Consider the following 21233-nt stretch of genomic DNA (forward strand, 5'->3'; position numbering starts at 1 on the left):
TCCAAGAGTTCCTTATATATGCTGTTGCCCCCCATTGAGATCAGGAGTTGCATAACCGTTTCAAAGGGTARCTTTTTCTTTCGGGTAAAATCTTGTTCAGGTTTTTTGACATAAGGTGCTGGTGCCGCTGACATTTCTCGTATGAGGGATGTCAGCGTTTCTTTTAGCGAATTCGCGTACTCATTCATTGGCGTAACCTCCTCGTTTTTTCAAGGGGCTTCGCCACACCATTTCATCTGCTTGTCAAGTCCTATTTCTCTTTTTGGTGCAAAAAAAGAGCGGGCTATCTTTTCGATAACCTGCTCTTGTTCTTGATTTTTAGCCCTGCGCCTTAACTTAATGACATTGACCAGGAGAATGCCCTTTACCGACTCGGAGAGCTTCCGGAAGATTTGAAGACGCTCGGAACGAACTTGCAAATCTACACGTTCAAAAACATTTTCAAGCTTGTGCTCGCGAAGGACGATGCCGAGTTCGCCGCCATGCAGGACGACTTTATTAAAGGGCTGGACGAATTCAAAGTCGACGAAATATTCGCTTTCTGGCAAAGCAAAGCCAAGGAGCAGCAAAAAGAGCTTGAGCCGATATTCAACTTGCTTCAACAGAAATAATCCTGTGTTTCAATCGAAAGGGGAAAGGGAAGATGAGAAAATGGCTAGCCTGCTTGTGCTGCTCGCTCTTGGTTTCCGGTTCGACGCTTATGGCAGTTTCCCCGCATGACAAAGCTTACGCCGCCGGAGGGCCTGCGCTATCGTTCGATCTGTCGGCCCAAGGACGGACAATTGAGAACAAGTTTTCCGATATCAACGCCTGGGACTATGAAATCGACTGGACAACGAAAGCTGCTGGTAAGCCTTACAATTATTTCGAGACGAACTATCCGTTCGTGAAAAACGTGCAGTTCATGACGGCGACCGGCGGCTGCTACATCGGCTTTCCCGGCTGCTATACGAACCGCGATCTGTTCGTCGATCCCTCCGACGTGTCGAATAAGACGGATTACGATTTCTCGCGGCTGATCAGCTCACTTCATCATGTCGTGAACCAAGGGTTAAAGCCGCATATTAAGACGGGCAACATTCCGATTAAATATTCGGACGATCCGCATATCGGTGTCATGGAGACCAACTTGAGGCCTCCTAGCGATTACAATGCATATTACAACTACATCAAGGCGCTAGCGAATGCGCTTATCGCCGAATTCGGTCTGAACGAAGTGAAGACTTGGACATGGGGCGTCTTTACCGAATACGAGAATCCGGAATGGTTCGACGATGGCATAAGCGCCAATTCTACGCAAATCGCCTTCTTCAAAACTTACGACTATACGGTAGCTGCGCTGGAGGATGCAATCGGAGCCGCCAACTTGACCGTTGGTGCGCACAGTATGAGCGTGACGGAAGGACTATGGGACGAACTTGGTTTCATCGACCATGTCGCCGGAGTGGGACCGAACGGGACCAACTACAAAACAGGCAACAGCGGTACGCAAATCGATTTTCTGACCGCTTCCTTCTATGACCTGAAGCCCGGTATCGTAATGCCGGGCGGAAAGAGCCTGATCGATACGATCGCCGTGCTGCGCAACCGGGCCGTGGCGAACGGCCTGACGAATTTGAAATACGGCATCGACGAAGGGCGAATCAACTCCGGCGCGGATTCCAAAGCGCTATATTCGCGGATCGTTGCCCACAGCTTTCAAGCTTCCTCAGACGCCAAGCATTTCCAGACGATGCTCGACTGGAATATCGATTGGTTTTCCTCTTGGGGTCTGAGTACGGAAGGGCTTTGGGGCGGCGTTCCGGCCGTGAGCACGCATATCGCCAATCTCGGCTACCGGATGGTTGGCGACAAGCGGCTGGACGGCTCGCTCTCGGGGGCAACGAACGACCCGTTCAACGAGGTGGACGGAATCGGAGGCTATAATGAGACGACCGGCACCGTTCATGTGATGGCGTATAACCATAACAATGATATGAACAGTGTAACGGGTGAGACGCCAGCGATTACGATTCGCAATATCAAGCCCATAATCGGCAATACGGTAACCGTCAAGAAGTGGATTGTGGATGATACGCACGGCAACTTCTGGCCAACTTGGTGGAGCGACAAAGCAGATCGCGGATTGACAGACGCCTCCTACTCCTGGTCGAAATATACGATGGAAGTGCCGAGGAGCTTGAAGCAGCAAGCAGACCGGGATTACTGGTATTCCCGTGAAGCGGCTTATAAGACACTGGCTGAGCTGACGCCGGTGACGACGACGGCCGCCGTTACGGGGGGCATGCTGACGCTGACCCCGACGCTTGAGCATCATGGCGTCGTCTTCTACGAAATCACTAACGCCCAGAGCATCGGTACGACGATGACTGATGAATTGAACGATTGGAGCCGAACTTCTTCGCACAGCTCGGGCCTAATGCTCGACAAGTCGAACGCAACCGTGCTCGGCGATGCGAGCCGCGCCATACGGAAGAATACAGGCCTGTCGGCCCAATCGGTCGTTTACTGGTTCAACGGCGCGACACGCGTGAAGTTGACGGGATTGTTCGCCACCGATGCGGAGCCGGTCATCCGCAATTTCGAATTGTACACTTCGGCGGACGGCACGGCATGGTCACCGCATGACGGCTGGGATTATGCTGATTCTCCGGTCAATGGCGGCTACTGGACCAAGCGCGACTATACGCTGACGCAGCTTCCGGCCGGCACCAATTATGTGAAGATAACATTTCCGACCAGGGGGGCGGCATCGTATAACCCGCAGCTCAGCAAGGTGCAAATATCCGACGTTCCGTGGAATTCGGCCACGGTCGTCGATGAACTGAACGATTGGTCGAAAGTGAGCGCGCAGAGTTCGGGCTTGGTGTTCGATACGGCGCATGGCGCTGCGCTCGGCGACTCCAGCCGTGCAACCAGAAACAACACGAACGTCGTGCCGGAATACGTCATATACCGCAGCGAAGCGACCGATATACAGTTGTCCGCATTGTATGCGACGGATAATGAGCCGGGCATCTCTAACTTCTCGATCTATACAGCGCCGGACGGGGTCACTTGGGAGCTGCAACAGGGTTGGCAGTATACGGATTCGCCAATAAATGAAGGCGCGTGGACCAAGCGCGTGTACACGCTCACCAAGCTGCCGGTCGGCACGCAGTTCGTCAAGGTGGAATTCCCAGCGGGTGGATCGTTGACGTACAGCCCGCAGCTTAGCCAGGTGAAGCTCAATACGGCTTCCATAGTCAATATCGCGAGAGAGGCAACGGCTTCCGCTTCGAACACGGATACGGCTGGCGGCTACTCCGCCGACAAGGTCAACGACGGCGCCGTGACGACGGATTGGAGCGGCTGGGCTACCGACGGTACTGCGCTGCCGCAATGGGTGGAGCTTGACTTCGGATTGGCGAAGACGTTCAGCCGGGTCGAGCTGTACACGACGACAGGTTATGCGATTAAGGATTACGTCATTCAATATTGGAACGGCTTGGCTTGGGTCGATTGCCTGCCCGCGATTGCCGGCAACGCATTCGACCATCGCACCCATACGTTCCCGGCCGTAACCGGCTCGAAGCTGAGAATTGTCGGCACAAGCGGTCCCGATATCCAGCAGGAATATATCCGGGTGAATGAGATTGAGGTATACAGCGAGTAACGAATGACACGCACAAGCCTCCCCCTAGCCAACAGGCTTCGGAGGAGGCTTGTCGATTGTTCGATTAGAAAAAAGCTGCGAAAGGATGTTGTGAGCACGATGCACCTGTATAAAGTAAGGGAGCTTGCTCCTGATTACGTGAAGGTATACGAGTCTCCCGACCCGGCGGTCATATACACATACAGCCCGGGGATTGCAGCGCTTCCGGGCGGGAGGCTTATCGCAACGTTGGATATAAGTGGTCCGGGCATGCATGCGATGCCGGGGCCGAAGCGCGTCATTGAAGGGGGCGCTTTGTGGCTTGGCAAGGTATTCACGTCCGACGACGGCGGACGGACATGGACGCACCGCGCCGATTTCCCGTTTATGCATGCCCGTCCATTCGCCGCGGGCAACCGCGTTTACGTAATCGGACACTGCAACGATCTGACGATCATGTACTCCGACGACAACGGCGACAGCTGGAGCGGGACGACCGCGTTGACGGAAGGCGAGGTGTGGCATCAAGCGCCGGCCAATGTGCACTACGCGAAAGGGAATGTTTATTTGGTCATGGAGCGTATTACGAAGCCCGGCGTGAAGGGTTGGCCGGTCAGCGTCATCTCGCCGGTGCTGCTTCGCGGCAAGGCTGACAGCGACCTGACGCGAAGGGAGAACTGGACGTTCGCTTCGGAGCTGGCGTTCGAGCAGGCGGTACCGGAGGATGAGCTGGATTATTTCGGCGTTCCGTTCTATCCGGTTGAAGCCGGCTCCGCCAACGAAGTGGCTCCCGGCCGGGTCTGCTACCGCATGGGATGGCTCGAGACGAATATCGTGCAGTTTGTCGATGAGAACCATTACTTGCATGATCCGTCGGGCGCCACCTTTCACCTATGGATGCGGGCCCATACGGGTGGTACCGGATTTGCCGCAGTTGCCAAAGCGATGGAGCAGCCGGACGGCAGCATCTTGACGATGCTGGAGAAGGCGCCGTCGGGCAGAATGCTAGCTTTCGTGCCTTGCCCGGGCGGCCATATGAAATTTCACATACTGTACGATGAGCAGGCCCGTCTTTACTGGTTACTCAGCACGCAAGCCACCGACAGCATGACGCGTGCGGAGCGGTTGTCTCCGGGCCGGTTCAACCTGCCGAACAATGAGCGGAACCGGCTGCAACTGCATTTCTCGAGCAACGGCATCGATTGGTGTTTTGCGGGACTCGTTGCCAAAACCGATTCCGACACGGAAGCCCGCCATTATGCAAGCATGGTCATATCGGGAGAGGATTTGCTTATATTGAGCCGATCCGGCGATGGGAAAGCGCCTTGCGCACATAACGGCAATATGATTTCTCTGCACCGAGTAAGCCGCTTCCGCGATCTTGTTTATTAACTGTATGAAGAAAGGAAGTTATAAAGATGGCGTTGGATGAAAAACTCGTTGTGCCGCGCATATTCGATGACCATATGGTGCTTCAGCGGCACATGCCCATCCCAGTCTGGGGGAAAGCGCCCGAAGGGGAAGAGGTCGCGGTCGATTTCATGGGTCGGCGGAAGACGGCGATAGCCGTGTCCGGCAGGTGGAGAATCGATTTGGATTCGGCTCCGGCCGGAGGACCGCATCACATGGCGATTTCCTGCGGAGATGTCGAGATCGGGATAAGAGATGTTATGATCGGCGAAGTGTGGGTTGCCGGCGGCCAGTCCAACATGGGATATTCGTTCAAGGAAATACATGGGGACAAGACAGAATGGATGGAGGAAGCGTTCGACGGCGATCCCTCCGAAATCCGTCTGTTCAAGCCGGACGAATATGCAACTGATGAACCGGCGGAAGATGTGCAGAATGGGCAATGGCGCGAAGTATCGCGGGAGCGTATGCTGTCGCTGGCGGCGGTGCCGGTGTTTTTCGCCTGTGCGCTGAAGCGGCGCTTGAACGTACCGGTCGGGATCATTCAGATTTCGAAATCGGGCACGAAAGCCTCGTGCTGGATTCCGCGAATCGTTGCCTGCCGTGATCCTGCTATTTCGGCATTTCGGGAAGACTTTGCGGAGGAAGAAGATCGTCTGGAGCAGGATGATCCCCATCGTCCTTTTGGCTTATACAACGGAATGATATCACCCATACAGCCGTATGCGAAGCGAGGGGTCATTTGGTACCAGGGAGAGAGCGACGCGTTAGAAAAAAAGGGACATCGCTATGGCGCTTTGTTCCCGGTATTGATAGAGGCTTGGCGCAGCGGCTGGGGAGGCGAAGCGTTCCCTTTTCTCTACGTCGAGCTGCCGGACTATATTAATGGTTTAGACGAATGGGAGCTCGTTCGCGAAGCGCAGCGCCAAACGCTGAAGCTAGTGCCGAATACCGGCATGATCGCGACGAGTGATTTGGGCGAATCGGACAATCTTCATCCGCGCAACAAGCGTCCGGTAGGGGAACGGCTTGCGGCTTTGGCATTGAAACAAGTATATGGAGAAGACTAATAGTCTACCTATAGGGTCACCGATGTTGCTGCTATTGGAGCCTAAAGTTTCATTTGTAATGCAAAGGGAGGATTTTAGATGTCAGTTGCCGAATTCGAATTTAATTCGTTTGTTCCTTTTTTATTTGTTGAAAATAAGAAGGAAGAAATGCTGGATCCTTAAACGCGCATACGAACAGCAGAGTAAAAAAGAGATTAAATCTGCCGGATCAAACAGCTATGCGGGCGAAGCAAAAATTTCCTCATGGGCAAAGGAAGCCATTAAAGACTTGGCTGAACAAGGCATTATGATTGGACGAAGCAGTAACAACTTTGCGCCTAAAGCTTCAGTCAATCGTGCAGAAGCTGCGCAAGTCATCTATAACTTTATTAAAAACCAATAGTGACTCTCATTGAAATAAAAGGCCTCTCACGGGTTCGAATTCGAACTCGGTGAGAAGCCTTTTTGCTATCAATTGGGTAAGAGTACGACTATGTGAAACCGATTGGGTTCATCAAGTGCGGTAAAAATAACATCTAAGAATTGTTATATAGATGTGCAAGTTTTTAATCTGCTGATTCAGTTTTTGAGTATGTTACAATGGAATGTACGTTTTGTGATTCGAATACCTAAGGAGTGGCTTCTACATGATGCAGACCAGGAGAAAATGGCTTCCGAACACGTTAAAACATAGACTTTTTATCGCGTATATCACCCTTCTAATGCTCCCTCTGTGCATCGCTATTTTTTATCTGTTTCAGCATTTCGAATCGATTCGGCAAAATGATATGATAGAACGCATGTCTGAACGTATGCATCAGGTTTATGTATCTTTGACGGATATGATGGCATTTGCTTATAGAGCAAATATCATGCTGAGTCAGGATGAAAGCTTGATCCAAATTATGCACGATCCTGATAAGTATGATCCTCTCGATCGAAAGAAAATCATAGAAAGCAAAATGTTCGGAATCAACAACAGCTTTTTTTCCATCAGACGGAGCTGTATTTTCGTTTGATCGACCGCAACGGCAATGTATATACCTCCTATCAACCCAATGACCAGTTGACTAATGAACGAAAAGAATTGCAGGATTGGCATAATAAGCTGGGAGTTGGCATCCAGCCTTACCGCTGGGTTGCGGACGACTGGAATGATGTAAGAGGAAGTAAAGGAAACAAGCTTCTGAGTTTGTATATTATGCTGGATGATGAGCTGCGAGGAAACTATGGACTAGTGCGTATCAGTATCAACATTCAAGAATGGTTCCACAATACGCTAAAGGATAATCCGGCCAATCAGGATCTGACCATTTTTACCAGCCAGGGTGAGATTGTTCTGCAAAATAAAGAGGCTGCTTTCAGCATAGACAGCATGAATAGAATTATTTCCTCAAAGGAGCAAAATGGGCATTACAAGGATGAACGCGCTTTGTCTCTTGTCAATTTTAGTTATATAGAAGAGTTAGACTGGTATGTGGTTAGTCAAATGCCCTTAAATGAGCTGCTCCAGGAGGTTCAACGTTTAAGGCTGATGGTTTTTATGTTTCTGATTATTCTAGTAACCGCTTTCGTGCTGGTGACCTTCTTTCTGGCGTCACGTATGACGCAGCCGCTTTATGTATTGAAGCGGAGCATGGAGGAGGCGTCTGACAAGAAGCTGAATGTTAAAATATCCATCAACAAAGGCGCAACAGATGAGATTCGTTCTCTGACTGAAAGCTTTAATCGGATGATCGACGATGTCGTTGCACTTATTGCCAGACTTAAGCATGAGGAGCGGCAAAAGCAGGTGGTTCGTTTTCAAATGCTGCTTTTCCAGATGAACCCGCATTTTCTATTAAACACCTTGAACACCGTCAAGTGGATTGCTAGAAAAGAAAAGCAGGACGCTATTGCGGGGATTTGTACCTCATTAGGATTAATTTTGGAGGCAAATCTTAATTCGGATATTGAGCTGATACCCCTTAAAGAAGAGATCAAATTGTTGCGATCCTATGAATCCATACAGGCGTTTCGATTCAGGGAACAGTTTTCTATCATCTATGAAACGGAGGAGTCGGTGCAATACGCACTCGTTCCGAAGCTTAGTTTACAGCCTCTCGTAGAAAATTGTATCGTTCATGCTTTTAATACTACTGAAGGCCACGGCACCATCTGGGTCAGAGCGCGGATGGAGGGAAGCGAGCTTATTCTAGAAGTGGAAGATAACGGCATCGGTATGGAAGAGGCAGCACGCAAGCCAGGTAGACGCAGCGGACATGGGATCGGACTGAGCAATTTAAGGGAAAGACTGCAGCTGCTTTTTAAGCAAGAGGGAGTTATTGAGCTTATATCGGACGCGGACGGGTCACTGATTCGAATTCGCTTGCCTTTGCTGATTGCAGCGCCGTATTCTCAGGAAGGAGATGATCGGGATGTGGACGATTTTATTGGTGGAAGATGAAGTGTTTGTCCGTGAAGCCATCAGAGAAATTTTGGACTGGGAGCGCGACGGTTTTTACGTTGCGGGAGAAGCGGGCAATGGCAGTGAGGCGTTGGCGGCTATTCTGGAAATGAAGCAATGATGCGGGTCAAACCACTTTCTTTTGCTGGAGCTTTCATAGGAAAAAGGAATCGGTCTCCCGGATCCAGTCGGAGCGGATTGTTGAAAAGGCGGCGGGCAGCAGTTTGGCCAGTTTGTCCCATGATTGGCTGCAAGCTCTGAATCAATTAATCGGCGATTGGTATGGTCGTGAGTCTTATCCGACAGGAGAGAACCGCATGTCAAAGCCAATAGAGGAGCTGGAGGCTGAACTGATCCGCTGCTTTGAAGAACGGAGTGAATCCAAATGTGCTGAGGCCGCAACGCAAATTTGGGAGTGCATGAAAGAGTCGTCATTTTCACATGTGGAAGTAAAAAAATGTGCGGCCCATCTGCTTCATATTTTGACGATGCTGGCAGGACGTAAGTCGGAGGATTGGACAGCTATCTACTCTGCTGTAAGCCATGAAACGCTGCTAGCGAATGTGCTTCAAACGATACGTGAGCTTATTAGGCAGAAGCAGGAAGAGTATGTAAGCTTTACGGATCATCCGGAGGTGAACCGGGTGATTCAATATATGCTGGAGCACTACAAGGAAAATATTAAAGTTACGGATTTGGCCCGGCAGGTGGCCATTAACGTGGACTACTTGAGCACCGTGTTCGGCAAAAAGACCGGGTTGACGCCAATCGTCTATTTACGAAACATTCGGATTGAACAAGCCAAACGCCTGTTGATGCATTCCAAGCTCAGTGTAGAGGAAATTGCGAGTCAGACCGGCTTCACCGATGATGCTTACTTCATTAAAGTATTCAAGCGCCTGGTTGGACAAACTCCCAGCTCCTTCAGGCGGGAGAATAATATGTAAGTTTTGTACAGCTTATCTGCAAGTTTCGACCCTTATAGGCCAAGGAACGAATTGATGTAGTTGGGATGAATCAAACATTAGAGTTAGGGAGGTTACAGGAAAGATGAGAAACAGAAAGCGATTGGTTGCAGGATTAATTTCGATTGTGGCGGTGTCTCTGATGCTTGCTGGCTGTGGCGGAAACGGGAACAGCAACAACAACGGGAACAGCAATGGAGGAACAGAAGGACCGACGACATCCGCAAGAACCGAGCCCACTGCAACTGCAAGCGCAGATCCGATCAAGCTGACTATGTGGGGAGCTGTGCCGGCCGAGAACGGGCCTCAAGAGGTTGTCGACAACTGGAACAAAGAAAATCCGGATATTCAGGTAGAGTATGTACGGTTCGTCAATGATGATGCCGGCAATCTGAAGCTGGATACGGCGCTCATGTCCAGCCATCCCGTAGACATGTACGTTAACTATGATTACAGCCTTTACGAGAAGCGGATCAAAGCGGGGAACGCGCTTGATCTGAGCGCTTTCACCGACTACGGCGTTGATGAAAAAATGGGCGAAGGCGCCGCCTTGTGGAAAGTGGACGACAAGTATTACGGTGTTCCTACCCAGAAGGGCTTATCCTTTGTCTGGTTGAACAAGGATATGCTCGATGCCAAAGGATTGCCTGTTCCAACAGAATGGGGGCTGGACGAGCTCAAAGATTATGCCGCCAAGCTGAAGGGTGATAACGTTTGGGGATTGGCGCAAAGCGATTATTACTTCAATGTGCCCATCAACGGTTCTATGCTGAAGCAAAGCTTGCAGCTGACAAATCCGGACGGTACATCGGCTTTTGACAATCCGCTTACGGTCAAAACGCTTCAGGTTTACTCGGACATGATGTTCACGGATAAAAGCTTGATGCCTCATACAGAGCAGATTACCTCGAAGCCTGCTTTGGATCAAATGTTTGTGAAGGGAGAAACGGCGATGCTGTTCTCTACGAACCAGGTCTTCCGCACGACTAACAATGTGGCGGAATTTCCGAGGACGTTCAAGGTAGCGGCGGCTCCGGCTCCCAAGGTAAATAAAGATCAGGCCGATTACATTAACGCCGGCGGCCTGGGAGATGTAATTTCCATCAATCCACGCACCAAGCATTCAGAAGCCGCTTGGAAGTTTATCCAGTGGTATGCGGATGGCGGAATGCTGCCGATGGCGGCAGGCGGAAGAGTGCCCGCATCCAAGGACTTTCCGGTCGATGAAGCTGTCGCTCTTATGTTCAAAGGTGTAGAGGATACTTATGATCTAGATTCCATTAAGCGAGTCATGTTCGGCAGCATTCCGGTCGGCTTGAGCCGTCTGGACAAGAAAACGGGAAGCGAGCAGACGGCCATCTATGACAATATGTTTTCACGCAAGCTGACTCCTGAGGAAGGCGCGAAGGAATTAGCGCGAGTGCATAACGGGAATTTGCAAGCATCATCTAAATAAGTTTATTGGGCTATGGGGGAGATGAGTCGTAGACGATGCTTCCCCTCGGCCGCAAGCTGCATGAAGTTTCAACTTACACACTATACAGACAGAAAGGCGGTGACCGATCGTGAGTTGGATGAAACGGCAGAGGCTGATTGGTTATATATTCATTGCTCCCAATCTGATCGGAATGACAGTATTTATGCTCGTTCCTGCTCTGTTCTCCTTTTATTTAATGTTTACGGATTGGGTATTCGCTAGCGGGCAGTCCCCGCGCTTTATAGGATTGGATAATTTCAAGATGATGGTGAGAGACGATTTATTTGCTGTATCGGTCAAAAACACCTTGCTGTTATTGATCCCTGTACCTATTTCCATTATTTTCGGATTTCTGATTGCGGTCATACTCAACAACCGGACCTATTTCCAGAAAACGCTGCGGGCTTTCTTTTTCGCTCCATATTTCACCAGCGGTATCGCCATTGCTTTTGTTTGGATGGTACTGTTTCAACCGACCAATGGCCCGATTAATGCATTTCTGCGATCCGTTGGCGTATCCGAGCCTCCCTTATGGTTCGCTTCCCCGGATACAGCGATGTATGCGGTGCTGGTCATGATGATCGCAGGCGGCATTGGGTACAACATGATTATTTATTTGGCTGCACTACAGGAATTATCTACTGAACAGCTGGAAGCTGCAAAGATTGACGGAGCGACGTTTGGGCAGTTGCTGCGCCTGATTATATTTCCTTTAGTTAGCCCGACGACATTTTTTCTGATGATTACCGGCTTTATCGGCTCCATCAAAGGCTTTGGTATGATTTATGCCATCACCCAGGGAGGACCTGCCAATAGTACGATGGTTTTCTCTATTTTCGCCTATAAGAAAGCGTTCAGCTTTTATGAAATGGGATACGCGTCGGCCGTTTCGTGGACCATGTTCCTGATCATCCTTGGCATCTCGCTTATTCAGTGGGCGGGCCAGAAAAAGTGGGTTCATTACTAACGGAGGGGAAGACGCGCAATGGAAACGAGAAATAACAGAATATTCAGAGAACGAATGGTCAAGATCTTTAATACGATCTTCATGGCGCTAGCCAGTCTACTGCTGCTGTCGCCAATGATCTGGATGATCAGCACCTCGTTCAAGAAGCCGAAGGACGTCTTCACTTTTCCAATTCAGTGGATTCCGCTTGATCCTGTATGGACCAACCACTTTAAAGTCTGGATGACCGGGGACGGATTTGCTCTTTTTTATTTAAACTCTTTGAAAATATCGATCATTTTAATGATTGGTGCTCCTTTGCTCGCAGCATTTGCCGCATATGGCTTCAGCCGCATCCCCTTCAAGGGAAGGGACGCCATCTTTATGCTTTATCTGTGTCTGATGATGATTCCGCAGCAAGTGCTGTTTGTCCCGAAATTTATCATGTTTGATTGGATGAATATTTACAACACCCATTGGGCGCTCATTCTTCCGGGCTTGTTTACAGTATTCGGCGTCTTCATGATCCGGCAATTTTTTATGAGCATTCCTCATGAAATATCGGAAGCGGCTTTCATTGATGGAGCCGGTCATTTCCGGATTTTCTTTCAGTTGTTTCTGCCACTTTCTAAGCCAGTTCTGGCAACCTTCGCTATCATTGATTTTACATGGACGTGGAACGATTATGAGAACGCTTTGATTTTCTTGTTGGACAAAAGACTGTTCACCGTGCCGCTTGGCATGCAAAATTTTATGCTGGAAGCGGGAGTGGACTATAACATGATGATGGCCGCCGCTACGGCGGGAGTCGTGCCGCTGCTGATCGTCTTCTTCCTAGGCCAGAAGTATATTATTCAAGGCTTCTCAAGTTCTGCTGTCAAAGGATAAACGATTATAGCAAACAATAGGAGGAAGAGTATGGTAAGGAAGATTTGTTTGTGGGTTCTATCTGGCATTCTTCTGCTGTCGGCTGTCCCGTTAGCTTGGGGACCGTCCGCCAAAGTGTTCGCTTTAGCAGGTAGCAGTAATGTTATCCCCGTATGGTACATGAGCTTTTCAGGCTTGCCGGATGCGGAATACGGCCTGGATTCTAATGAATATGATCAGGGAGGCCATTCGCTGCGGATTGCCTATCATACGGACCGGGCAGCCAATGTATATATGAATCTGTCCCAAACCGTAAACGTGAAGCCGGGCACCAAGTATAACTTGAGCATGCGCGTTAAGGGCAGCCATATAAAAGGCGTAAGCTTCGGGACCAACTGGGAGCCGCGCATAAATGTCGGAACGGGCACCTTCGACTGGAAACACGCAGCTTCCAGCTATACGACCAAATCGAATGAAACGACGCTGACCTTCAGGGTTTTGATTGAGGACAGGTCGGAAGCCCTATGGCTGGATGAATTGACTCTCAAGGAGGAAGGTACGGAGCATAATTTGCTTCGCAACGGGGGCTTTGACAGTGTGCAGGACATCATTCCATTGGACAGTTTTGAGGATCTGTCCGGCTGGGCCGCAGCAGGCAGCGGCGGAATGCTGGAAACCGAAGCCGTAAATGATCTATATACGGAAGGGGAGCAGGCAGCAAAGCTTACCTTTGCCAATGCTTCGAATGAAACAGATCAACTGTCCTATGTCCGGAGCTTTGTGACGGATCTGGATTTAAGCCGGGCAACGACGGTTGCGATGAGCGTTTATCCGCACTCGCAGACGACTTCCGGCAATGAACCATTGCATCTGAGGATCAAAGACGCATCCGGAGCGATTTCAGAGGTGCGATTGCCGAAACTGCTGGCGAACAAATGGAACGCGGTGAAGCTGGAGCTGGACCATGCTTCCGTTCGAAGCAGGATTGTCGAGTTATCGCTATATGTGAAAACAGGACCAAACGCAGCAGGCTGGGATAATCGGACTTCGGTCAGCTATATTGTGGACGAACTGAATGCGGTCACGCTGAAGCAGGTGCAGCCGGTCACCGGTTCCCCTGAACCGGGCGGAGTTCTGCCGGGTTCCTTGGTTGCCTTGTCTACAACTACAGAAGGTGCCGCCATCTGGTATACGACCGATGGAAGCGATCCTGTCGCCTCCGCAACGAGGCAGCTATATACCGCTCCCTTCCCCATTACGGAAGGCGTCACGGTGAAGGCGTTCGGCCGGAAGGATGGCTACGAAGCAAGTGCGGTTACCACGCTGCCTTACACGATTGGCACAGGCACAGCGGGAGAAACGCTGGAGTATTGGAGCGCCTTTAAGGAGCAGCTCGGCAGCGGCGCCCATGTTCCCGTGTTTCAGGCGGAAGGCATTGAAATCAACGGCAGCTTGGAAGAGTGGGAGGGATTTACCGGCATTACGATGCCTATGGATAGCTCCGCTCATAATCAGGTATCCGGCTGGTTAGGACCCGAGGATTTGTCTATGGAAGCCCGGTTTGCCTACGACGAAGATTATTTCTATATGTCCGCCAAGGTCAGGGATAATATCCGCCATTCCATTGCCGGAGCCGATATGTGGATTGGCGACAGTGTGCAGCTTGCATTCAGCGAGGGCGGCGTGTACGGCGCGGAGTATGGATTTAATTTGAGAAACGGCGAAACAGAGGTGTGGCGTTGGAATAACGGCACCGCTGCGCTCAGCAAGGAAGCTGCAACTGCGAAGGCTGCGGTTGTCGGAAATGATACGCTTTATGAGGTGAAAATTCCGTGGGAAGCCATTTTTGCAGCCAAGCCTGCCGAAGGGTCAATTTCTTTCACCATGCTGGTCAATGACAATGACGGTGAAGGAAGACGGGGATGGCTGGAGTGGACCAGCGGCATTGGCAGGGTGAAGGACGGGAAGTAGTTTGGCAGCTTGCATCGTGTGCCAGCACAGGACCCGTGGAGCTTCTGGCTGGAGATGCCAGGGGAAGCGGAGACAGGGAAGTGACGGTGCCAGCGGGGATGGTACTGATCAAAAAGGGAGATTACGTTATTCATAAGAAAGGAAGCTACGAAACGATTGTGACGGCGTCGGAGCAGATGACGGGTCTATCAAGAACGTTTCCGGCCGTTATTGAGGTGGTGACCAGCTCCGAGGATTTGAACAGCGGTCTGGATGCGATAGCCGCCAAGCTGCCGATGCTGGAAAGCTTGCTTGCGCAGGCGGAAGAGCAAGGGATATCAACCGATTATGAACGTATCCATTATACGACGATCAAAGACTTTATCGAGTACGGCAGAGAGGATATTAGGCAGGGTGTTTTGACGCGGACGCATTATGTAATTGAAACCTTGGAAGCGCTGTATCAAGAGGCCACGACCAATCTGTACGGATACCTGGACGGCACATTGACCGCCAAAGCCGTGCCCCGCTATATGACAGGGGAGCTGGAGCGGACGGAATACGGCTTTAAAGGCTTGACTAAGGTAAGGAGCGGCGGAGAAGAGGAGGTTCGCCCGGTATTCCTTAACGGCTACGGCCATTTCAACCAGGTGCGCAAAGATATCGCGAAGTTCCAGGATTTCGGAGCCAATGCCATCCAGATTGAAATCGGGCCGCACAGGGTGATTACTGAGAAGGAAGGATATATTCCTAAGTACAGTGCCGGAGGAAGTGCCATCGGCTCCGTTGAGGTAGACCAAACCGTGTACCGCAGTGGCGGACAGTCATTGAAGATTGCCAATATGTCTCCCAAGCAGCCCAATGTGTTTCGATATGTTTCACAGGCGGTCCTGGTCAAGCCCAATATGACCTATCAGATCAAAGTGGGTGAAGGGGCAAAATGTCAATCACGCCTGGTTCCCTGGCAATTCCGGCTGGAATCTACGACAGGCACTGCCAAAAGGCCCCTACGACTGGCAGGAGGTCAGCTATACCTATACAACGGGATCAGTGGAACGTCATTTACCCTTGTATTCCTATCGGAAAATGATCAGACGATTTGGTTGGATGATGTGAGCATGACCGATCTGGGCGGAGAGGGAAATTTGATTCAGAACGCCGGATTCGAAGAATCCATGGACTGGAGTACGACAGACCCCGACAAGGATTATTTCGGCTCCATAGATTATTTGAATGCCAATGTTGTGGAAGCGCTTAAAAATGCGGAAACACATCATATTGCAGTCAACCTGCTCCTTTCTCCGCACTATTTTCCGGACTGGCTTCTGAAGAAATATCCGGAGCTGAGAAGCAACAGCACGGGGTTCATTAAATTCATTATCAATAATCCGAAGGCTAGGGAAGTGATCGAGGATTATTTGCGGACTGTCATACCTTCCGTTAAGGATTACAAGTCCCTGATGACGGTTACGATAACGAATGAACTGGTATACCAAACCAATCGCGACGCTTTTTATTTGCCAGAATGGCACGCATATCTAAAGGATATTTATGGAAATGACTTGGGTGAGCTGAACTCGATGTATGGAACGGCACATACCACTTTTGAACAAATCCAGATGCCTTCAGCCATCGCCCCTACGCCAATTGTGTACGACTGGGTAACCTTCAACAACAAAATATTCGGTGAATGGCATCGCTGGATGGCGGATATTATTCATGAGATTGCTTCGGAGCTGCCTGTGCAGTCCAAGGTGATGGTTAAGCTGCAGGAGAGTCTGAACTGKGGCGTGGACTACGAGCAGTTCTCGGCCTTCAGCCAAATCAACAGCAACGATGCCTACAATGTCATTGGAGACGGACCCGAAGGATTTATGAAAGAGCTGAGCTTCTACGACATGCAGCGCTCCTTCAATCGGGCGCCGATTTTCAACTCGGAGCATCATTTCATTAAAGATGGAGACGACCTGTATATTCCTGAGCAGGCTAAGCGAGTGCGGGCTGTCCTGTGGCAAGGAGCCGTTCACGGCAAAAGCGCTTCAACCAGCTGGGTATGGGAACGTACCTATGATCCTACAAGCGATTTTGTCGGCAGCCTGCTACACCGGCCCGATGTGGTGGCGGATATCGGCAGGACCAATTTGGATCTTAACCGCCTGGCGGAAGAGGTGACCGCGCTGCAAAATGTGATGCCTAAGATCGCCATATTGCATTCTTTGGCATCAAGCGTCTACAACAAAGCCTACGAGGATACGCTGCGTAAAAGCTATGCGGCACTAGCATACAGCGGACAACGGATCGGCTTTATCAGCGAGAAGCAGGCCGCCCAGGGCGAGCTGGATGGCTACAAGCTTTTGGTGGTGCGGGCTGCCGCACATGTAAGTGCGGATACGCTTGCCGCTGTGCATGACTTCATCGAGGCGGGCGGCAAGGTAGCGCTTGTCGGAGAAGAAGCGCTTTCCCGGGATGAGCATGATCAACTGCAGCCTGATGTGCTGCATAATGCCGTTGTGAGCCGGGCAATTGTCATACCGGCCGTATATGGCGCAGGCAAGCTGGAATCGCCGAGCGTTGTGGAAATTCGGTCAACACTGCTGCCGCTGCTGGAGCAGATGGATACGCTCCAGGTTCGCGTGACGGATGCCGCTACAGGTTCTCTGGCAACCGATGTGGGCTGGCAGACAGCAGAACACAAGGGCCGATTGCTGCTGAACGTGGTCAACTACAGCGAACAAACGAAGCGTGTCTCCGTGCTTCGGAATAATCGTCCGGCAGGCATGTCTAGAGAGCTGATCGAGGATGCCGTATGGAATGTGTCCGATCTAGAGCTGGAGCCGTTCAAGCCGTACTTGTTCGATTTGGGCTCCATTGCTTCAGCCGATAAAAGCGTGCTGAGCGGAAGTCCCGGCCGGGTTTTGGCAGACGGTATTAGAAAGGCAACAATCAAGCTGCAGCTCAAAGACAAGGACGGAAATGCCGTTACCGAGGGCGCTTCCGTTCAACTGACGGCTTCTATGGGACAATTAAGTCCGATTGCGGAGGAGAATGGAGAGTTTACGGCAACCCTTGCATCAACCGAAGCCGGCACAGCCATTGTGGAGGCCAGTCTGGACGGAGTGAAGTTGCTGCAGACGGTTCAGATTGAGTTTTATAAGCAAAATCAGGGAGATGGATATTTAGTACCTCCTGCAAATGAGCTTGCGACAGGCAAGCTGTTACTCGCCGCCGGAGCAGCAGGAGATGTGGGATTGGGAAGGAAGGCGCGCCTGCACATTCCCGCCGGAACGTTTGACACGCCCGTGCGGATTGCCATCGAGAAGCTGCCCGTTCCTGCCAAGCTTGCCGGCCGCTTGCCGGGTACACTAGTAAGCCCTGTGTTTGAAATAACGAAAAATGTGGCAGGCCGTTTTGCCAAAGTTGCCTCTTTGACACCGCAGTTTAAGGACAATGAAGTAAAGAATGGCCAGATGTCCGCAATTTTCTATTACGACGAAGCAGTGCAGCAATGGGTGGAAATCGGAGGTATTGTAAACGGCAGCGGCATTACCGTCAATATTGATCACTTTGGCAAGTTTGCCGTGTTTGCAATCGACAGCAAGTCAGCTCCTGAAGACAATACCAATCATTCCGCAAAAATTCCGGGGGATATTAAGGGACATTGGGCGGAATCCGGTATTCGGGAGGCTTTTGCTCAAGGATTGGTTAACGGATACGCAGACGGCACCTTCAGGCCCGACCGGCCGGTGACCAGGGAAGAATTTCTGGTGCTTTTAGTAATACATGCAACAGACCGACCCAATTTCAAAACGACGTTGGATGTCGGCAACTTTATGTGCGCTGACGAAGACCCAGTAGTGGAAGTGAAGAAAAATGCGCCGTATGCATCGATGGTTCACATTAAAGATTTTTACCTTCGGTCAACTAATTGTGATCCGGGTTAAGGTTGGTTCAAGACGGCAAACGGAAATCATTTGCGGGGTGCGATAATCGGAAACGGTGACATTGACATGCGAAGCGTACTGCGCATTGTCAAGCAATCCGGATATGACGGCTACCTTTCCGTCGAATTTGAAGGCATGGAGGTTTGCAAGCAGGGGACCCGATTTGGGCTGAACAACCTAAGAAAATTATGGGAAGAAATAGAGACGGAGTAAATATTTGATTCGCCATCCAAACCAGCAGGACTGCGATTGGCTGCATGACCTTGATTCCTGAGATTGTTTTCACGGCAGTTATGGAAGAATCGAATCCCAGCAGGTTGGTTCATAGCCTTCTCGTCCTACAATTGCTGAACTGCGGTAGGATGAGAAGGTTTTTGCGTATGGACATAATGCATATCTTTATCAAAATTGGCCTGCCTTTGTCCGCACCGATTATTGCTGTTATGGACTTGTTTTATGGAATGGGCCATTGGAACCAATATTTTTCAGTACTGTTGTAGGTGAGTGACAAAATACCGCTGGGCTGAGTTCCGCAAAACAAAGGCGGGTGTGAAACTGCACTTGCAGATTATCCACAACATTGTAATAATGTCGGGTACAAGGTATTTCCTTATTTTGAGCGAATTAGTATTTGAATGTCGATCGATGGAAACTGGGTAACAACAGTGAACGACTATCATGAATCAAATTCCTTACAATAAAGGGGACGAGTGAATGTTTAAAGTACTGCTTGTCGATGACGAATCATGGATTTTAACGGATTTGTGCAACCTGATCGGCTGGGAAGATTATGGATTTGAAATTATCGCCAAGGCTGGCAATGGTACGGAAGCTGAAATGCTTATCGAGGTCCATCGCCCTGATCTAATTATAAGCGATATCAAAATGCAGGGCGTGAGTGGAATCGAGTTGCTTGGAAACATGAAAGCGAAGCGAAACCGTCACAGCGAAACCGTGTTAATAAGTGCTTATGAGGATTTTGCTTATGCGCAGGAAGCGGTTCGTCTTGGTGCGTTCGACTATCTGTTGAAGCCGATCGGGAAAAAGGCGCTTGTCGACGTTCTGCAAAGAGCATATGCGAGGCTCTGCGAGACGAGACAAATCAGGCAACAACTGGCGAATTATGAGATGAGTCAAATCATTCTGGAACTAGTGGAAACTGGTCATGACGAGGAAAGAATACAAGAGATGATTAACGGACAAGGGCTTTCATGGATTTATGAGCCTTATCGAGCTTTTGTGATCCGTACGAACTCTGGAGACTCCGATATCGAATCGTTCAAGCAAGGTTTGTTTGTGGCATTGCCAGGACTGACTGTCGCTTTTGCTCAAATCGGAGGAAGAAAGTGGGCCGGAATGATCCGGGATAGTTCGCTCCGTCATCGGCATGCCGATACACTGTATAAAAAATTGTGCATGCTCTCGCGGACATATAAGCTGGATATAGGCATCAGCCAGCCGCACAGGAAGCCAGGGCAATTCAAGCAAGCTTACAAACAGGCGGATACGATGGCTGATCATCGTTTTATAACCGGAAGATTCGGGCTACATCTTTATCGCAGCCTGTCTTATTCCCGATTCAATACACTGTTGAAGAACATTCAATCAGAGCCATATAATAGCTTGCGGGAACTCATCAGGCGAATATCAAGGATTGCCCGAGGGATGAATATGGAGCAACTGGAGAAGGTGTATGACGCTTTTTTATTGCGAATGGACCCGAGCGGTGTGATGAGCGGAACGATTGCGGATTTTGTACATGAGAAAGAATTGCCGCTGCTGTTCTCTGATATCCATCAGCTGATGGCCAATTTGACAGAGCAATTAAATGAAGGCGTCATGGAAAACCGTCAATCCCAGCAATCCTCCAACGTGGTAATCCGGAAAATTGTACAAATCATCCACACCCAATACAACGGAAAATTAATGATCGGCTCGTTGGCCGAACAATTCCGTATGAACGCTTGTTATTTAAGCTCTCTGTTCAAGCGGGAGACAGGCAAATCGTTCACCGGCTATCTGGTTGAAGTACGCTTGAACAAAGCAGCGGACCTGCTGCAAGACGCTGCGCTGACGCTGTATGACGTCAGCGAGCTGGTCGGTTACGACGATTACTTTCATTTCAGCAAATTGTTCAAAAAATACAGGGGTGTATCCCCCGTTGCCTATCGTAAAGCAAATATAACTACATAGACGGACGGTGAAGTTGCATTTCTTTCAGGATGTACAACGGGGGGGAAGCTATGTGGGGACGAATTGTAGGGTACTTGAGAAAAACAGGTTAAGAGTCAATATTTTATTCATCAATGTCGTCACTGCGGTCGTTCCGATCCTGTTGATCGGCATGATTGCCTATTCGCTCAATTATAAAAGCATAAAGGAAAGCGTATCCGATTCTGTCGATATGTCGTTCAGTCAAATGAACGGTCGTCTTGAAGAATATTTCGACGGCATCGCCAATTTATCGAAATCGACTTTTTATAACAATAATATACAAAGTACATGGCTTACAGAAACAGACCCGTTATTGAAATACGCAATGATTAGC

15 protein-coding genes and 3 pseudogenes are annotated in these 21233 nt (G+C 50.0%); 16 read left to right on the forward strand and 2 right to left on the reverse strand.

Features of this window, described 5'->3' with window-relative positions; all coding sequences use genetic code 11:
- Positions 1–188, reverse strand: a pseudogene (locus AC1DWN_RS12185) (IS4 family transposase); the annotation flags it as partial.
- 21 nt (positions 189–209) lie between these two features.
- A complete protein-coding gene (locus AC1DWN_RS12190; RefSeq protein ID WP_477559169.1) occupies positions 210–602 on the reverse strand; it encodes a hypothetical protein in 393 nt (130 codons plus the stop codon).
- Positions 603–643: 41 nt separating this feature from the next.
- Between AC1DWN_RS12190 and AC1DWN_RS12195 the strand changes: the two genes are divergently transcribed.
- The 16 genes and pseudogenes from AC1DWN_RS12195 to AC1DWN_RS12270 form a co-directional block, all read left to right on the forward strand.
- Positions 644–3655 carry a discoidin domain-containing protein gene (locus AC1DWN_RS12195; RefSeq protein ID WP_477559170.1) on the forward strand — a complete coding sequence of 1004 codons (3012 nt, stop codon included), beginning with the start codon at positions 644–646 and terminating at the stop codon, positions 3653–3655.
- A gap of 228 nt (positions 3656–3883) precedes the next feature.
- Positions 3884–5026, forward strand: coding sequence for a hypothetical protein (locus AC1DWN_RS12200; protein ID WP_477559171.1), 1143 nt, complete (start codon positions 3884–3886; stop codon positions 5024–5026).
- Positions 5027–5052: 26 nt separating this feature from the next.
- Complete coding sequence (locus AC1DWN_RS12205; RefSeq protein WP_477559172.1) at positions 5053–6114, forward strand: sialate O-acetylesterase; 1062 nt, start codon at positions 5053–5055, stop codon at positions 6112–6114.
- An 85-nt stretch (positions 6115–6199) separates the two neighbouring features.
- Positions 6200–6496, forward strand: a complete 297-nt coding sequence (locus tag AC1DWN_RS12210) for an S-layer homology domain-containing protein (protein ID WP_477559173.1) — start codon at positions 6200–6202, stop codon at positions 6494–6496.
- Between the two features lie 244 nt (positions 6497–6740).
- A complete protein-coding gene (locus AC1DWN_RS12215; protein WP_477559174.1) occupies positions 6741–7112 on the forward strand; it encodes a hypothetical protein in 372 nt (123 codons plus the stop codon).
- Positions 7109–8539, forward strand: a complete 1431-nt coding sequence (locus tag AC1DWN_RS12220) for a sensor histidine kinase (RefSeq protein ID WP_477559175.1) — start codon at positions 7109–7111, stop codon at positions 8537–8539. Before AC1DWN_RS12215 ends, AC1DWN_RS12220 begins: the two co-directional genes overlap by 4 nt.
- On the forward strand, positions 8511–8660 hold the full coding sequence (locus AC1DWN_RS12225; protein WP_477559176.1) for a response regulator: 150 nt from the start codon (positions 8511–8513) through the stop codon (positions 8658–8660). Before AC1DWN_RS12220 ends, AC1DWN_RS12225 begins: the two co-directional genes overlap by 29 nt.
- 103 nt (positions 8661–8763) lie before the next feature.
- A complete protein-coding gene (locus AC1DWN_RS12230) occupies positions 8764–9486 on the forward strand; it encodes a helix-turn-helix domain-containing protein (protein ID WP_477559177.1) in 723 nt (240 codons plus the stop codon).
- A 103-nt stretch (positions 9487–9589) separates the two neighbouring features.
- Entirely contained in the window at positions 9590–10960 is a 1371-nt protein-coding gene (locus tag AC1DWN_RS12235) for an ABC transporter substrate-binding protein (protein WP_477559178.1), read from the forward strand.
- 118 nt (positions 10961–11078) lie between these two features.
- Complete coding sequence (locus tag AC1DWN_RS12240; RefSeq protein ID WP_477559183.1) at positions 11079–11948, forward strand: carbohydrate ABC transporter permease; 870 nt, start codon at positions 11079–11081, stop codon at positions 11946–11948.
- 18 nt (positions 11949–11966) lie between these two features.
- Positions 11967–12815: a carbohydrate ABC transporter permease gene (locus AC1DWN_RS12245; protein ID WP_477559179.1), complete on the forward strand. Its 849-nt coding sequence runs from the start codon at positions 11967–11969 to the stop codon at positions 12813–12815.
- Between the two features lie 30 nt (positions 12816–12845).
- Positions 12846–14765, forward strand: a complete 1920-nt coding sequence (locus AC1DWN_RS12250; protein WP_477559180.1) for a chitobiase/beta-hexosaminidase C-terminal domain-containing protein — start codon at positions 12846–12848, stop codon at positions 14763–14765.
- 1154 nt (positions 14766–15919) lie between these two features.
- Positions 15920–18493 (forward strand): annotated as a pseudogene (locus tag AC1DWN_RS12255) (invasin domain 3-containing protein); the annotation flags it as partial.
- A 24-nt stretch (positions 18494–18517) separates the two neighbouring features.
- A pseudogene (locus tag AC1DWN_RS12260) lies at positions 18518–18898 on the forward strand (sugar phosphate isomerase/epimerase family protein); the annotation flags it as partial.
- A gap of 501 nt (positions 18899–19399) precedes the next feature.
- Complete coding sequence (locus AC1DWN_RS12265) at positions 19400–20878, forward strand: response regulator transcription factor (protein WP_477559181.1); 1479 nt, start codon at positions 19400–19402, stop codon at positions 20876–20878.
- Positions 20879–20930: 52 nt separating this feature from the next.
- A partial coding sequence (locus AC1DWN_RS12270) for a hypothetical protein (RefSeq protein ID WP_477559182.1) occupies positions 20931–21233 on the forward strand: 303 nt, incomplete at its 3' end.

It is taken from the genome of Paenibacillus sp. P4_A7, from assembly GCF_056402455.1.

What these genes read in the sequence shown, in the direction of transcription:
- AC1DWN_RS12195 (WP_477559170.1), top strand. Translation starts at nt 644, where the DNA reads ATGAGAAAATGGCTAGCCTGCTTGTGCTGCTCGCTCTTGGTTTCCGGT.
- AC1DWN_RS12245 (WP_477559179.1), top strand. Translation starts at nt 11,967, where the DNA reads ATGGAAACGAGAAATAACAGAATATTCAGAGAACGAATGGTCAAGATC.
- AC1DWN_RS12240 (WP_477559183.1), top strand. Translation starts at nt 11,079, where the DNA reads ATGAAACGGCAGAGGCTGATTGGTTATATATTCATTGCTCCCAATCTG.
- AC1DWN_RS12215 (WP_477559174.1), top strand. Translation starts at nt 6,741, where the DNA reads ATGATGCAGACCAGGAGAAAATGGCTTCCGAACACGTTAAAACATAGA.
- AC1DWN_RS12205 (WP_477559172.1), top strand. Translation starts at nt 5,053, where the DNA reads ATGGCGTTGGATGAAAAACTCGTTGTGCCGCGCATATTCGATGACCAT.
- AC1DWN_RS12265 (WP_477559181.1), top strand. Translation starts at nt 19,400, where the DNA reads ATGTTTAAAGTACTGCTTGTCGATGACGAATCATGGATTTTAACGGAT.
- AC1DWN_RS12235 (WP_477559178.1), top strand. Translation starts at nt 9,590, where the DNA reads ATGAGAAACAGAAAGCGATTGGTTGCAGGATTAATTTCGATTGTGGCG.
- AC1DWN_RS12225 (WP_477559176.1), top strand. Translation starts at nt 8,511, where the DNA reads ATGTGGACGATTTTATTGGTGGAAGATGAAGTGTTTGTCCGTGAAGCC.
- AC1DWN_RS12250 (WP_477559180.1), top strand. Translation starts at nt 12,846, where the DNA reads ATGGTAAGGAAGATTTGTTTGTGGGTTCTATCTGGCATTCTTCTGCTG.